The organism is Alkalibacterium iburiense (assembly GCF_039521845.1).
GTDB lineage: Bacteria > Bacillota > Bacilli > Lactobacillales > Carnobacteriaceae_A > Alkalibacterium > Alkalibacterium iburiense.
On the sequence record NZ_BAAACW010000108.1, the window covers coordinates 56,234 to 72,618 of the forward strand.

Annotated in this window: 12 protein-coding genes; 1 reads left to right on the top strand and 11 read right to left on the bottom strand. The window is 34.0% G+C overall.

Features of this window, described 5'->3' with window-relative positions; all coding sequences use genetic code 11:
- Positions 1 to 12: 12 nt before the first annotated feature.
- The 5 genes from ABDZ53_RS08815 to ABDZ53_RS08835 form a co-directional block, all read right to left on the bottom strand.
- On the bottom strand, positions 13 to 417 hold the full coding sequence (locus ABDZ53_RS08815; protein WP_343755647.1) for a hypothetical protein: 405 nt from the start codon (positions 415 to 417) through the stop codon (positions 13 to 15).
- Between the two features lie 7 nt (positions 418 to 424).
- Positions 425 to 1,264: a carbohydrate ABC transporter permease gene (locus ABDZ53_RS08820; RefSeq protein ID WP_343755649.1), complete on the bottom strand. Its 840-nt coding sequence runs from the start codon at positions 1,262 to 1,264 to the stop codon at positions 425 to 427.
- A 41-nt stretch (positions 1,265 to 1,305) separates the two neighbouring features.
- The gene (locus ABDZ53_RS08825; RefSeq protein ID WP_343755669.1) at positions 1,306 to 2,163 is read right to left on the bottom strand and encodes a carbohydrate ABC transporter permease; all 858 of its coding nucleotides are present in this window, start codon (positions 2,161 to 2,163) and stop codon (positions 1,306 to 1,308) included.
- 168 nt (positions 2,164 to 2,331) lie between these two features.
- Positions 2,332 to 3,636: an extracellular solute-binding protein gene (locus tag ABDZ53_RS08830; protein ID WP_343755651.1), complete on the bottom strand. Its 1,305-nt coding sequence runs from the start codon at positions 3,634 to 3,636 to the stop codon at positions 2,332 to 2,334.
- Between the two features lie 30 nt (positions 3,637 to 3,666).
- Positions 3,667 to 5,442: a glycoside hydrolase family 2 protein gene (locus ABDZ53_RS08835; RefSeq protein ID WP_343755652.1), complete on the bottom strand. Its 1,776-nt coding sequence runs from the start codon at positions 5,440 to 5,442 to the stop codon at positions 3,667 to 3,669.
- Between the two features lie 191 nt (positions 5,443 to 5,633).
- Here ABDZ53_RS08835 and ABDZ53_RS08840 point away from each other — a divergent pair, with 191 nt between their 5' ends.
- Positions 5,634 to 6,584: an ArsR/SmtB family transcription factor gene (locus ABDZ53_RS08840; RefSeq protein ID WP_343755653.1), complete on the top strand. Its 951-nt coding sequence runs from the start codon at positions 5,634 to 5,636 to the stop codon at positions 6,582 to 6,584.
- Positions 6,585 to 7,227: 643 nt separating this feature from the next.
- Here ABDZ53_RS08840 and ABDZ53_RS08845 read toward each other — a convergent pair.
- From ABDZ53_RS08845 to ABDZ53_RS08870, 6 genes are all read right to left on the bottom strand, one after another.
- Entirely contained in the window at positions 7,228 to 7,470 is a 243-nt protein-coding gene (locus ABDZ53_RS08845; protein WP_343755654.1) for a hypothetical protein, read from the bottom strand.
- Between the two features lie 87 nt (positions 7,471 to 7,557).
- Positions 7,558 to 9,354 carry a glycoside hydrolase family 2 protein gene (locus ABDZ53_RS08850; RefSeq protein WP_343755655.1) on the bottom strand — a complete coding sequence of 599 codons (1,797 nt, stop codon included), beginning with the start codon at positions 9,352 to 9,354 and terminating at the stop codon, positions 7,558 to 7,560.
- Positions 9,355 to 9,804: 450 nt separating this feature from the next.
- Complete coding sequence (locus ABDZ53_RS08855) at positions 9,805 to 12,930, bottom strand: alpha-mannosidase (protein ID WP_343755656.1); 3,126 nt, start codon at positions 12,928 to 12,930, stop codon at positions 9,805 to 9,807.
- Positions 12,931 to 12,965: 35 nt separating this feature from the next.
- A complete protein-coding gene (locus ABDZ53_RS08860) occupies positions 12,966 to 13,790 on the bottom strand; it encodes a carbohydrate ABC transporter permease (RefSeq protein WP_343755658.1) in 825 nt (274 codons plus the stop codon).
- Between the two features lie 11 nt (positions 13,791 to 13,801).
- Positions 13,802 to 14,722, bottom strand: a complete 921-nt coding sequence (locus ABDZ53_RS08865; RefSeq protein ID WP_343755660.1) for a carbohydrate ABC transporter permease — start codon at positions 14,720 to 14,722, stop codon at positions 13,802 to 13,804.
- Between the two features lie 66 nt (positions 14,723 to 14,788).
- The gene (locus tag ABDZ53_RS08870) at positions 14,789 to 16,120 is read right to left on the bottom strand and encodes an extracellular solute-binding protein (RefSeq protein ID WP_343755661.1); all 1,332 of its coding nucleotides are present in this window, start codon (positions 16,118 to 16,120) and stop codon (positions 14,789 to 14,791) included.
- Positions 16,121 to 16,385: the final 265 nt, after the last annotated feature.

A 16,385-nucleotide genomic window follows, 5' to 3' on the forward strand; every position in this document is an offset into this window, starting at 1 on the left:
CTTCACCTTTATTTATCCAGACTTTTTTTCTAGTGATGATACACGAATAGATTTATTCTTAGCAAAATAAATCACAGTAGCACTCATACCTAAAACAAGGCTTATCATATCCATTATAAGGTAAGAAAAAACAGCATTTACTAACAACCATATACCAATTTTGTTAATGGAATTGTCTTTCATATAATTTTTTTCAGCGACCAAATTAAATAACCCAATCCCCATCATTACTGTTCCAAAAATGTTTATAAATATTAAAAGTGCTTTTATATCATTTGCCGTTCCAAACTGATGATACATTTGAGTGGTCAAAGCGTTTCTATTAATTATACTATAATAAACAATGGTAAAAAGACCATGACATATTTGCCAAAAACCCACTGTTTTCATTAAAAGTCTTTCGGTCTTTCTAGTCATTATAATCTCATCCTTTCACTCCAACAGAAAGTGACATAGATTGTAAGAAGTATTTCTGTGCAAATAAATATAATAAGAACGTGGGAATTAAAGCGACTAATGCACCTGCCATTAGCATTCCTGGTTGCGCTTGATACTGACCTTGAAGAAGTTGCAATCCAGGTGTAATCGGCATATTATTTACATCATTAACTACAATTGTAGGCCACAGGAAATCATTCCAAGAGCCGGTAAATGAAAACAATGCGACTACTAACAAAACAGGTTTAACGAGCGGCAAAATAACACTAAAGTAAATTTTCAAGTCACTTGCTCCATCTATCCTTGCGCTTTCATCATACTGGATAGGAATATTATTCATAAATTGTCTGACCAAAAATATGTTAAAAACCCCTGCTACTCCTGGAAAAATCATAGCTAACGGAGTGTTTACCCATCCTAATCGATCAACGATCACATATAACGGTATGAGATTTACTACGGCTGGAAACATCATAGTAGCTAACAGAAACATAAATAAAGGATCCCTTCCTCTAAATCGTAGCCTGCTATAAGCAAAAGCAGCTAATGATACAACTACAAGTACTATTAATGTATGAGAAACTGAGATAACCATTGAATTGGTAAACCATCTAAGCAATGGTGTACTCCTATTATTTACTAACAAATGTGTATAATTGTCTAAAACCCAGTTTACAGGCAAAAGATTAAATCCGGCAGTTAATATTTCTCTTTGAGTTTTAAAAGATGTTAATACACCCCATATTAGAGGAGTAATCCAAATTATGCCCATAAAAATTAAAAAAAGTAATGCAATCGTTTTGGATATCCACTTGTTTTTTGACATAAGTATCGCTCCTTAGTCTTCATCCTACATAACAGTTAAAATCATTTTCTATCATTTCTAGTTAAGAAGAAAAATTGTAACGCAGAGACAATCATAATACATATTCCTAAAATGACTGCCATCGCTGAGGCTATACCAGCAATAGATTGCCCAGATCCAAAAGCGTTTTGTTGAATGTACATGAGCAAAACTCTCGTACTATTCGTTGGTCCTCCTCCAGTCAGCATCAAAGGCTGTCCATAAATATTAAACTGTGCAATTGTTGTCATAACAATAGTATAAAGCAATTGTCCTCTGATAGATGGTAATGTTATTTTAAAGAATTTTTGTACACTGCTCGCTCCATCAATATCTGCAGCCTCGTAGTAATCCTTAGGAATCCCGTTTAAAGCTGCTTGGTAAATAATCATATTTCCTCCAATTGTCCACCATACGGTTACTACTACAATGACAATCCAAGCGTAAGGTTGAGTAGATGTCCACAATGTATTTAAATCAAATATATTATTAATTGGTCCGTGTGAGGCATTAAACATTATAGACCATATTAGTGTGACTGCAGAAATAGCAAAAAGTGTTGGTAAATAGAAAAGAGACTGGAAAAACTTGTGCAATCTCGGCTTTGCATTTAATGCAGTAGCTAATAGTAGCGGAACAATTATACAAAACGGTACAGCATAAAGTACAAATCTAAAAGTATTGAATAAACCATTGTATAGTTGTGTATTAAACGTACTTCCTTCATTAAAAAGAATAGTTTCATAGTTTTGTAACCCTACAAAATTGGGGGTACCAAATAAATTCCAGTCAGTAAATGAAATATAAATCCCAAATACACTTGGGATTAAGAAAAATATGAGAAAAAAGATTAAGTGAGGTGTGATGAATAAGTACGGCATGTATTTATTAAATCTACTTCTATTCCTACCTGTATCAGTATGAGTATTCGTTTGAGTTTGCTGCATAGGTATTCTCCTTTTTTAATTAGGAATTAAGTCAATTGCTCCGAAATAATTTCGGAGCAATTGACAGTCACTAAATTAAATTATTAGAATGCTTCACTAAGATTATTCGTCAGTCTCTTCTTCTCCTTCAGCACCTTCATCTTCGTCTTGTTGGAGAGCTTCGAGTCCAGTACTGTCTTGGTCTATCATGTCATGAACTTCACGTTCAAAGTCTGCAGCAGCTTCCTCTACATCAATTCTTCCAAATACAACATCAAATACATTAGCATCTAACCACTCAGATGTGTAACCATAATATTTATAATCGAAAATTCTCATAGAATCTTGTCTTTCTTCTGTTTCCACAAAGAATGATTGAGGCATATCTACATACTCTTGATCTTCCAAAAGTTGCAGAGTTGCTGGGATTTGTCCGGCTCTTGCCCATTCAATAGAGTTATCTCTAATCCAGTCTATAAAGTCAATAACCCCTTGGGTTTTCTCTTCATCCCTATCATCATTATTAAACATGACGAACTGATGAGAAGATGCCCAGTTCACCGCTTCGCTTTCATCATCTGAAATTTGTGGGAAATGAACCATTCCATAATCAGCTTCTGAATTAATCAACTCATTCTGCATCCATATACCTTCTGGCCAGAATACTAGCTCGTCGGTTAAGAACATTTGAAGAGGGTCTGTCCCTTCTTCATTAGTAATCCCATCTTCGTATAAATCAACATAATGTTGCAAAGCATTTATCGTTGCATCAGTATTTAAATCTGGAGATTGACTATCTTCAGGTAATTCTCCACCATGTTGAGCGAATAATGAATAGAATGTCGGCCTCATCCAAGTTAACCCTAGGGCAGTTACTCCATCACCTTCAGCTGCAGCAGCCACTTCTCTTATTTCATCAAAAGTCACAACATTATCATCTAAAACATCTGGTCCATACTGTTCAACTAACGAAGGATTGTAGTACAATACGAATGTATGAATATCTAAAGGAACTCCCCAACGTTCACCATCAATATCACCAATATTCCAAGCTTCTGATACATAATTTTCTTCTGAAATATTATCATACCCATCAAGATAACTATCAAAAGATGTTAGTAAATCTGCATCTTTAAATTGTACTACACGTTCAGCATGCACAATATTTAAATCTGGTATTCCACTTCCTGAGTTAACTACAGTCGGAATTCTTGAGTACATGTCTCCTTCTGCCATTGATATATTATTTATGGGATATTCTGGATCAGTCGAGTTGTATTCATCAATAATCGCCTGCATATTCTCTCCATCTGGGCCAGTGAACGGGTTCCAAAATGTAATTTCATTTGGATTACTAGATTCTCCGCAAGCACTTAATACTAGTCCAACCATACCTAAAGCTGCAATTTTAACACTTCTTTTCAACATGTAAAACACTCCTTTTTATTTTCTAATATTTTAATTTGGTTTAGAATCATTAATCTTTTTAATTTTCTCTAAAGCAATTTTTGGAGTTCGATCAGCTTTTAACAACCCATTAATTTCTTGTTGTACGTCAGTCGTTTGAGTATAGCAGTAACCTACAATGTAAGGTGTATTTTTTATAGCGTCGGTTATGTTGCTATACCTTTCTAAGAATTCGCTTTCATTATTAACCTGATTACCATATCCCCAGCCTTGTTCTTCATTAAACGCAATTCCACCATACTCGGTGATAATAACTGGCTGTCCATTATATTTGAAACCATCTGCGAAAGCATATTTAAATCCATTATGTGGTATTTTATTTTCGACTATATTATCTTTATCTTGATATCTTTCTTTAAAGACTGATCCTAACTCTTCGTAGTCATGGAGAGCGATAATATCAGAAATAGTGTGTTCCCATCCATCATTCACAATTACTGGTCTTTCTTTATCATAAGATTTAGTCAAGTAATAAATCGCTTGAGTAAAAGCTTGTTGATCTTTCTCAGTTTTAATATTTGGGACTCCCCAGGATTCATTGAAAGGTACCCAAGTTATGATAGACGGATGATTGTAATTTTCTTTTATAATGTCTAGCCATTCTTTTGTAAAGTTATCAATTGCTTGATCTGTAAAAGAATAGGTTGCTGCCATTTCTGACCATACTAAGAGGCCCTTTTTGTCACACCAGTATAAGAAACGGTTATCCTCAAGTTTTTGGTGTTTTCGAACACCGTTAAAACCCATTGCAATAGTTTTTTCAATATCTTCTATAATAGCTTCTTCTGAAGGGGGTGTTAACATGGATTCCTGCCAATATCCTTGATCTAATAATAGCTTTTGATAAATAGGTTGATTATTTAATAATACTTGCCCATCAGAAATTGATATCTTCCTCAAACCAAAGTAAGAATTTACTTTGTCTTTCAATTGGTTGTCCACTATAACCTCAAATGATAAATCATACAAGTTAGGGTTTTCTGGTGACCAAACATGTACCCCCCATTCGAATTCATCATCTATTAAATCAAAGGTTAACTGAAACTCTTTTCTTTTCGTTTTATAATTTAAAGTTCTTATTTCCGTACCTTTATAACTTACTTTAGTCTTGACGGTAACATCTTCCTTCTGAAATGGCGTCAATGAATAGTCTATAGTAACAGAATTAGAATCAAAATTAGGTGTTATTTTTGTATAATCTAGGTGAATAGGATTTAAATATTCTAACCACACAGTTTGCCAAATTCCAGTTGTTTGAGTGTACCAACAACCAAAATTATCATTAACCCATTTTTGCTTCCCCCTTGGTTGTGCAGTATCAAAGCTATCTTCTACTTTAACCACTATTGAATTTTCTTTATTAACTTCTAGTTCATGAGTTATATTAAACCCAAAAGCAGCATTCCCTCCTCTATGTTCTCCGACAAATTTACTGTTAACCCAAACTTTAGTCAAATAATCGGATCTCTGAAATCTTAGTATAACTTCTTTGTTTTTTACACTGTCTTCATCTAAGACTATGTCTCGTTGGTACCAAATATAGGGGTGGAATTCCTTGTCACCTATTCCGCTGGCCTCTGTTTCGTATGTGAATGGTACATTAATTTTTTTATGAAATTTTTTTCCTTTATACCACTTTTCCTTTTCTCCCAAATTATTATCATCGAAAGCAAAACTCCATAGGCCATTAAGATTTTCCCATTGATTTCTTTCAAATTGAGGTCTTGGGTATTCATTCCTAAAATACTTTTTTATATCTATTGCCACTGGTTAATCGCTCCTTTATGTCTTACTTTATACTTTTATTTATCTTTATGATAGCGTTAACATAATAATGTTGCAATAGTTATTTACATTATATATACTGTATTTACTAAAGAGTTAATTAACTTTTTTAAAGTCTATTAATCATTTGAGTTAGTTAACTAATTGATTAACTAAGTGGGGTGCCTAATGATATGGAGATTAATTTATCAAAAGAATCATTAACTATTCTGGAAGCGTTATCTAGCGATACACGGATAAATATTATACATAGTTTATCTGAGAAAGATAAAAACATAAAAGATTTATCGAATGAACTCTTTATGTCAAGTGCGATAGTTTCTAGACATATAAAAAAGTTAGAAGAAGCAAAATTAATAAAATCATATCGCATACCTGGAAAATTCGGGAGTCAAAAAATGTGTGCGCTGGCTATTGAAAAATTGTACATTACTTTTCCTTCAGTTATATATCCAAAGTTCTCAAAACACACACAGACTATTCAATTAGGTCATTATACAAATTATAAAGTGACTCCTACTTGTGGACTGTCCACTAGAAACAAAGTAATTGGTATACCAGATGATACAATGTATTTTATGGATCCAGAAAGAGTTAAAGCAGAGATTATTTGGTTTACTTCAGGTTTCGTAGAATATAAAATCCCCAATTTACTGAAGTATAATGAGAAACCAGAAGTACTTGAATTAAGCTTTGAAATTTCTTCCGAATTCCCAGGATCAAATGATAATTGGCCTTCAGATATTACTTTCTATGTAAATGATATGGAGGTGGGTACTTGGACTGTTCCAGGTAATTATTCCGATGTTCGTGGAAAGTTAACGCCTAATTGGTGGCCTGATACCAATAGTCAATACGGTTTGCTGAAAAATTTGAGAATCAATTCTACACAAACTAATATGGATGGTGAGTTGATATCTAATACAACAATAAATGACATTGATTTCAGTGAAAACTTAATAACTTTTCGGTTTGAAGTAAAGGATAGTGCAAAAAATGTAGGTGGATTAACTATATATGGAAAGAGCTTTGGTAATTACCCTCAAGATATAGATTGTACTTTATATTATTCTCAATCCCTCAACGATAGCAATCATGAAAAAGAGAAGTCTCCTAAGAAATGAGACTTCTCTTTTTATTTCACAATGTTAAAACGTTATATTCTCAGTTTCAATACATTCACGCATCCAATTATCGATTTTATCACCTCTATCTTCGACACTACGTGCAGTGGTATTTACAGTGATCATTTTTGGATGGTAGGCTTTATCTGCATTATCAATTAACCATTGAGCAAAACTTTATGTTTAAGAATTAAATTATCTGACCAACCTCTATATTTTAATCGTTTTTCACGAAGTTTATCGTCACAATGAAGATTAATAAAGTAAACCTGACTAAAAGTCTGAAAATGGATGTTTTTTTCAATATTCCAAGGCATAACCGTTCCACATAAAACAGTCATTGTGTTATTTTGGGCGAGTTCACTAGCAACAATTACTCAAATATTTTTAATTTCCCGCCAATCTGTAACCTCACCATAAATACTATCTATATCGAATAATTGTATATCAGGATTTTTTTCTTAAGAAAGGGACGACAGTAGATTTACCAACACCACTCGCACCTGTGACTATAAATAATGGTGTTTTTCCTTGTTTCAAATCACAGTACCTCTTATAATAGTAATTTTTCGTATACATTAAATTTTATCAATCCTAAAAGGGGATAAAATAATTGGTGAAAATCTTAACCAATAAGATAAAATCACTCTTTTTTCTTCTTTTTTGCTTTTTCTAACTCATCTACTTTATCTAGGTTAAATGAATCAAAATCTTCGTCCTTTGGCTCTTCTGAACTCTCTTTTACATTCGATGGAGTAATTTCATCATCTCCCTCTGGATTCTCGAACACTTTATCTTCGTCTTTGTAATCAATATTTTCTGGTTTGTAATTAGTGCCTGCAGGGTATGGTGAATTAATGTTTGTAGGATCATTCGGATTTGGCATCATGAAAACCTCCTAATATTAGTAATTACTTATCGTGATTTTATCACACATCATAATCTAAAACGTAATATAGGACTTGACTATTTATTACCCTTTTTTAAATTTAAAATGTGGTGAATTATTGATCTCTTTTACTTTACTTACATCTGCTTTGGGATTTCTATCGTATGTTAGCAGCCCATTGATTTCTTGCTCTACATCATATAATTGAGTATAGCAAAACCCTGCTATAACTTCTGAATCATATACAGCTTCTATTACTCTCTTATATTCTGATAAAAACTGTTCTTCATTATCTACTGATGAGTATCCCCAACCTTCTTGCTCGCCTTTTTTATATCCAATACCACCAAACTCTGTTAAAAGAATAGGCTCACCTTGATGGGAAAATCCACTAGCATAGATTGAGCGATTAGCAGACTTTGAATCGAGAATAGCATCTAAAATTCTTATATCAAATTTAAACTTCTCATACTTTTCTCTTTCTTCTGCCTCTCCATGTCCATAGTGATGTACCGCGCCTATATCTGACCGAGTCATTTCCCATCCATCATTAGAAATAACAGGACGCGTTGTATCTAAACTATGAATGAGGTGGTATAATCCAAGTGAATAGTGTTGTTGTTGTTTATCCCTTCCTATATCATTTACACCCCAACTCTCGTTGAACGGAACCCAAGTTACAATAGATGGGTGGTTGTAGTCTCTTTTAATAATTTCCAACCACTCGTTTGTAGCTAATGGTACGGAGCTCTCATCAAAAAATTGTGCAGAAGCAGACTCCCCCCAAACTAAAAACCCTAATTTGTCTGCCCAATAAAGAAAGCGTGGATCTTCAACTTTCTGGTGTTTTCGACAACCGTTGAACCCCATTTCCTTTGAAATTTCAATATCATATTTTAAAGCATTATCACTTGGTGCAGTCATAAGAGATTCGGGCCAGTAACCTTGATCTAAAACCAGTTTTTGATAATAAGGTTTATTGTTTAGGTAAACCAAACCATTTTCAGTATGAATCTTTCTCATTCCAAAATATGACTTTACATTATCTAATATATTTTCATTCTCTAGTAATTTGATTTCTACATCAAATAAATTGGGAGTCTCTGGTGTCCAATGCCATCCATTGTGGTGATGAGATGTCCTAAAGATAGTCTTCTGATGAATATCAAAGGAAGCTGTATGAATAGAAGAGTACAGATCAAATGTAGTCTTAATGATAGTTTTTTCTTTAAAGGAAACGGTATATTCTATTTTTTTATTCTCTACAGTTCCATTTAAATAGGTTTTTACTTGAACCTGTCCTGAATCAATATCTGGTGTAAAATAGATAGATTGAATATGATTTTCATTTACGGGTTCTATCCAAACCGATTGCCAAATACCAGTGGTATTTGTATACCATATGCCTAATGGTTTCTCTTCCCATATCTGTTTACCTCGAGGTATCATTTCATTTGTTCTAGGATCATGGACTCTAATCACAATTATTTCTTCATTTCCTGTTATATAGGGAGTTATATCAAGTGAAAAGGATGTGTGTCCTCCTTTGTGTTCACCAGCTTTATGCCCATTAATAAAAACCTCAGCGTAATAATCCACAGCACCAAAGTGAAGGATTAATTCTTTTTCTTTATATCCATCTGGAAGTGTAAATTCCTTCTTGTACCATACAGTCTCATGGTTTCCTTGGTCGTTAATACCACTCAATTTAGACTGATAAACATAAGGTACTTCTATTTTCTTATCAAAAAGCTTATCTGACAAATACCATTTTTCTTTTAATCCTTTATTTTCATCATCGTAGGTAAAATCCCACTCCCCATTTAGGTTTATCCAATCTTTTCTTACGAACTGTGGTCTTGGGTATTCATTTCTAATCATAAGTAGTCTCCTTAACAAAAATTTTTCAATAGAGTAATATATTTTAAAACGTTCTTTTAATCTGAATCTCCCTTCTATAATTTGATATGACTTTATTGCGTTACTATCTTCTTGAGAAAAAATCTTCTGTGACTATAAACTCTAATGGCTAGGCTACTAAGTGCTTTATTCAACTTTTGTCAATTTAATATTCTTAAATCACCACTTTCTATAACACTGCTTGTTTTAAGTTCTCCTTTGAGAGCTTACTTGACTGTCTCTTCCTCTATTATGATTATAATCGATATTTTTGTCAACGCTTTCATTAGTAGTTTCAAATTTCTAAATCCACTAAAAGTACTTTCTTCTTAAATAGCTTCATCACTCTTTTGATTACTATGTTTAACTTTCATAAAAGATATACGGACTACCCCTTTTAAGGTGTAGTCCGTGCAAATTTAACCGTCTGATTTATTCTATTAAAAAAGTCTTAACTTCATAAGGCTTCAAATCAAAGCTAATAGGCTTTGTGTTTTCTTTAATTTTCTCGGAGATTGGCTTTTCCATCAAATTGGTCTCCTGCCAAGTCTGATAGTTAAATTTTGGAGAAAGTGAAACTGTCTGTCTTCCTCCAGTGAAGTTATGGAGTCTTATAATTACACCATTATTATCTTCTGCTTTTTTTATAGTGTCAATTATCACTGACTCATCGCTTTCGATTTCGATAAATTGATTACTATTGAATTTTCCACTTAATAATTTAAGTGGAGAATTGAGAGCCCAAGCAGTTTCAACTGTTCTTCCTTCAACATAGTCTCCTTCATGGGGATACAATGAATAAACAAATGAATGCTCCCCTATATCCGCATCTGGATCAGGATAGATTGGTCCTTTAAGAAGTGATAAGCGCATAGTAGAATCTTTTATATCATATCCATACTTCGAATCATTTAGAAGGCTGACTCCGTAGCCTTTTTCTGAAATATCAGCCCATTGGTGACCAACAGTTTCGAATTTCGCCATTTCCCAACTTGTATTCCAATGTGTTGGACGCTTAGCATTTCCGTATTGAATGTCATAGGTTGCCTCGGTAGCTCTAACATCTACGTCAAATTTAACTTTTAGTAATTGTTGGCGCTCTTTCCAATTCACGTTTGTCGAGAAATCAATACGTCTACTATCACAATATACTTTCATATCTTGCTTTATAGATGAAAATCCAAAATTGTAAGTGAACTCAATAACTGCAAAGAGTTCATTTACCTCTTTTATAACAATTGAGTCAGCTGTTAGATTTTTCCCTTTTTCTTGATAAAATATATCGATGTCCCATGCATCCCATGCTAATGGCTTATCTTCAAATAATTGGAATACATTTCCAGTACCGTTAGCAGACAGAACTTCACGAGTATGTTCTTTATCATAAATAGAAGATAAATGTCCATCTTCATTCCATTCTATAGTATAAAAAGGTGTGTCTATTCCATTTTCTCTAGATGAAAAAGGATGAGCATTATTTGATACTGCTTCTCCTTCTTTAAAATAAATAGCTTTGCTTCCAAGTGGAGGTACTTTTTCAATATATACGTGTATCTGCCCATCAACTTGAACTGTCTTCAGTGTATTGTCCTGTTCATCAATGAAATATCCATTTTCATAATCAGTACTACTCAAACTAATAATTTCATCCCTACTCCATGAAGCTGTATTAAATACAGTCCAAACGGAAGTTTCTTTATCAAGTAATTCAGAGAATTTATCTATTTGCTTATCTACAGTATCTTTGGCTTCTTGATACTCAACTTCTGAATCTTCATACACTTCTTTAATAGAAGACCCTGGGATAATATCATGGAACTGATTACGTAGTATAATCTTCCATCCATCATTTAATTCTGCTTGCGGAAATTCTTCTTGTGTCAATGTATTCCCCCAAGCCCACAAAATCTCTGCATCTCTATAAGCTAACTCTAATTTTCTATTCCACATTTTATTTCTTGCTTGAGATGTATATGTTCCTCGGTGTAGCTCTAAATAGAGCTCGCCATCCCATGTGTGAACATACTTTCCTTTTTTCTTAGCTTCTTCTATCGTTTCTTCTAATTCTTTAAAGTATTTCCCAGCTTTTCCAGGTTGTAAATTCGGTAGTCCAGGTAATCTTTGAATTCTTCTAGCTTTTTCAAGATGTGTTCGATTAACTCCTCCACCACCATCGCCGTAACCATAGGCAATAAGCAGATTTTTATTAATATCTTTATCTCTATAACTATCATAAACACCTTTAACAGTGTAAGGATTAATTTCACCATTGTAGGTGTAAGCAGAAAATTCTTCTGAACCTTTAGAACTTGGTGTCGTTATAAAGTGAGTTAAAATTTCTGAGCCATCTAATCCTTTCCAATAGAAAGTGTCATTGGGCATTCTATTGAGTTGACTCCAACTAATTTTAGTCGTCATAAACAAATCGATTCCCGACTTTTTTAAGATTTGAGGCAATGCCCATGAATAACCAAAAACATCAGGCAACCACAGATATTTCGTTTCATGATTAAATTCTTTTTTCATAAAACGACTTCCAAATAATAGTTGCCGTACGAGTGATTCTCCAGAGGGAATATTAGCATCTGATTCTAACCACATAGCCCCTTCTATTTCCCACTTATCTTCTCGTACTTTTTCTTTTATTTTCTCGTACAATTCTGGATAGTCTTCTTTTAGATATTCATACAATTGAGGCTGAGTTTGTAAAAATATATACTCTGGATATTGCTCCATCAGACGAAATACTGTTGAAAATGATCGAGCAGCTTTCTCACGAGTATGCTTTAATCTCCATAACCAAGCCACATCAATATGTGTATGTCCAACCATTGTTACATTTATATCTGATTTTTTTTCAAGACTATCAATTCCGTTTTGTAAATAGTGATTCGCCTTCTCAACTGAATCATAAAATGATGGACTTCCTTCGTCAGACCAATCTACTTTCTTAAATGTATCATCTAATAATTCTAATAGATTTACTCGGTCAGAATCATTTTCATCTAATATCTCTATAGTCTCTATGATGACTAAGGCAGTGTAGTATAAATCATCAGTACTATGGCATAAAACAGAAGAGTCAGCATATTTAAATAAATGCCAAATTTCTCCTGCAACTCCCCCTCCTTCCAAACCTCCCCATAGTCTTAAGGCTACACTTATGGTTTGATTTGCAAATGATTTATCAATAAATACTTCCTTATGATTTCCGTCAACTGCTTGATAAGGTTCATCATTTATATATAACATTGCTTCAAATCCAGAATTATTTCCTTCCGATGATTTACCAAAATCAAATAATAGTACAAAGTCCTCTTCATTTGACACTTCTGGCACATCTACTTCACCCATAATCCAGAAATACCGATCTCTACCTTCCCATAAACGATTAACAGTTAACTTTTCTGCCTTTTCAGAAACGTTTTGTGGAGGATATTTCTCACTTTTACTCTCATCTTCGTGGATAGTCCATCCCTTGATTGGTTTTCTATTTTTATAACGAAGTGGTTCGATTTCAAGTACTCGATTTGTCAGTTTTTCTAATTTGAATAACATTAAATCACCCCAAAAAAATATTATAGTGTAACTAATTATCCTTTAGTAGCCCCGCCAAAGCTAAAGCCTGCAGACATATACCGCTGAGCAATATAATACAGTATGACTACTGGCATGGTATATAGTACTGAAAATGCAGCTAATCTGCCGTATTGGATTAATCCATAGTTTCCAAAGAATTGGAAAATAGTAACCGATGCTGGCATTTTATCTTGTGAAGATAATAGAATAAACGGAACAAAAAAGTTCCCCCAACTTCCAGTATACGTGAAGATTAATACAGTAAACATCCCCGGTACCATTAATGGAGCTACTACTTTTCTTAAGCCAGTAGCAACCGATGCGCCATCCACCCACGCAGACTCTTCTAGCTCAATAGGCACAGAGTCCATGAAATTCTTCATCATCCATATTGCATAAGGTAAGGCAGATCCTATTAGGAAAAACATAACAGCTATCAAATTATCTTCAAATCTTAGTAACAAGAATAATTGAAACACAGGTACAATTACAGCTGTCATGGGTAATGAGGTTAAAAATAAAATAGTGTACAAGAACGGCTTTTTATAGCTTGCTCTGTATCTAGATAAAGGATATGCTGCCAAGACAGCAATGATAACCACTATTATAGATTGGCCACCAGATAATAAAAGTCCAATGCCAAAAGAGCGTACAATTGCTGGATCTTGAATAATACTTAAATAATTTTCCATTGTTATTTCGTCAGGAATTTTAAGTGATTGTATAGCATTTGTGTCCACAGAAGCTACAAGCATCCAAATTAGAGGAAGAACAAATAACAAAGCTACAATCACTAACACAATGTGGTGAATTGTTTTTTCTGTCTTACTTACATTCATTTTGTTTCCCCCTAAATTTTAACTTTTAAGAATTTAATATAGAATAAGCTAAATATAGCCCCTATGAGTAATAAAACTAAAGATATGGCTGTTCCATAGCCTAGTTGGAAACTAACAAAAGCTTGTTGGTACATGTAGACTGGTAAAGTCATAGTCGAGCCACTTGGCCCTCCGCCAGTCATAGTGTAAATAAGTGTGAATACTCCTAGTGTTTGTAATGTAACTAGCAATAAATTAGTCACTATCGTTCCTTTTACCATAGGTATTGTAATATTCCATACTGATTTCCATCTTGAAGCTCCATCCATAATAGCTGCTTCTTCCACTTCAGTTGGTATATCATCAAGAGCTGTTTGGAAAGCCATCATTGAAAAAGCAGTCCCTCTCCAAATATTAGCTACTACAACACTCACCATTGGGTATTGAAAAAGCCAAGCCACTGGTTCCTGAGGTAAAAACGGAAGATATTGTCCTAAAAAAGTAAGAACATTATTTACAGTCCCACTGTCTCCCAGAAATATAGTCCATGCAAAACCTACCACCACCTCTGGTGTCACCCAGGCAGCAATTACTGCTATCCCTATAATTCTTCTAAAGGTAGAATTTTTACCTTTCATCATAAAAGCAATGATAAACCCCATTAAACATTGACCTAATATCGCTGAAAAGAAAACGAAAATGAGAGTTAGAATAATACTACTATAGAGTTGATTATCATTGAACATCCTAACAAAATTATCAAAACCTACAAATTGAAGTTGCTGGGCTTGAAATCCTGTTAAGGCTAAATTTGTAAAAGCGAATACAATAGTCAAAACCATCGGTACCAAGAAAAATATTGCAAGAACTACAAATGCTGGAGACAAGAAAATAGAAGTCTTTGTATTATCTGAGAGTCTCTTGTGCTTTTTATCGGCCGCATAACTAGCCATTTTATCGCCCCTTTTACTTGTTTATGGAAGAAAGGAGACAATTGTCTCCTTTCTGCAAATTATCAATTAATAAGTGTTTTCTTCTCCTACTAAATCAACGACATTATTTCTGTAATCTTCTGCTGCTTCTTCAGGCGTCATATTGCCAGTTGCTACGGCTTCCACTGCATTTTGTATGAATATTGAAATATTAGGATACAAATCATGTTTTGGTCTAAAATGAGCATAATTCAAGGCTTCAGTAGCTGTTTCTACAAATGGTCGGTCAGCATACTCTTCACTTTCGGCACTATCTTGTCGTACAGTTAAAGTTCCTTCTTTCATTGCTCTTCTTGTTTGCCACTCTTCCGTACTCATTGCTATAATAGCTTCCCATGATTCTTCATGGTGCTGTGAATTTTCAGGAATTGCCCATGACCATCCTCCCGCCATAGTTATAAAACCATCACCACTTCCATCTTGGGTCGGCATCATAGCAAATCCAATCTCATCTTCTGGATTATCAAATTCAGCTGTTCCACCTTCTACAAAGTGAGACATATTCCAACTTCCATCTAACACCATCGCTGCAGCACCTGAAGGAAACATGTCTTGCATTATGACTGATCCATAATTCTGGTTAATTGCTACAGATAAAGATGGGCCTAAATTACGTTGGTTCATAATTTCATCAATAAAACTAAGTGACTCAATTATTCCTTCACCATTAACATTCCATAGTTGAGCTTCTTCATCATACATAGTTTCACCCGTTCCATACCACAACATTTGGAATGTCTGCATCGTTACAGCTTCACCATTTACAGTTGCTAGGTTCATTGAAAATGGAATAGCTTCTGTGTTATCTCTAACCATTTCTGCAGCTTCGTAAATGTCGTTCCAAGATTCAGGTTGCCAATCTGTTGGTAGTCCTGCTTCTTCAAAAACTGATTTATTATACCAAATACCTCTTGAATCAGTAGTAGTCGGTATACCATATACACTACCATCTTCACCTAATACTCCATCTTTAATATTTTCAATAAAGTTATCCCATTCATCCCAATCCGCTACTAGGTCATCTAAATTTACTAAATAACCAGCATTAGCATCAGAACTAATCATAAAAGTATCCTGTGATAATATTTCTGGAGCTGTAACAGCAGATTGTAAGGATAGAGAAACATTACTAAAATAATCACCTTCACTTGCAGTAATAGGATCAGGATTAATGACTACTTCATCTTGTTCATCTGAATACCAATCTGAAAATTCTCTAACATAATCTCCAATATTATCTGGATCTCCTGCATAACGCCAAGTGACATCTAAAGTAACCTCTTCGCCATTGCCTGAAGTCGCACCATTTTGAGTGTCTTCTCCAGTACTTTCACCATTTCCATTACCACAAGCAGCCAACAACAAAGTGCTAGCGAATATAATTAATGAACCTTTTCCAATATTTTTCACATTAATATTCCTTTCCTTTTTAGATTCTCAACACCAGTAACTGAGTATCTTCCTCTACCCTCCTTATTAATAGTAGGAGCGTTACGGAAGCGCTCCTATTTATTTGCAAAAAATATTAATATACTAATTGACTATTTAGCATATTAACTCAAGTTTTGCAGTTGAATATCCAGGTTTAACCCTTGCGGTTATTGAAACTTCTTATAAATAATTA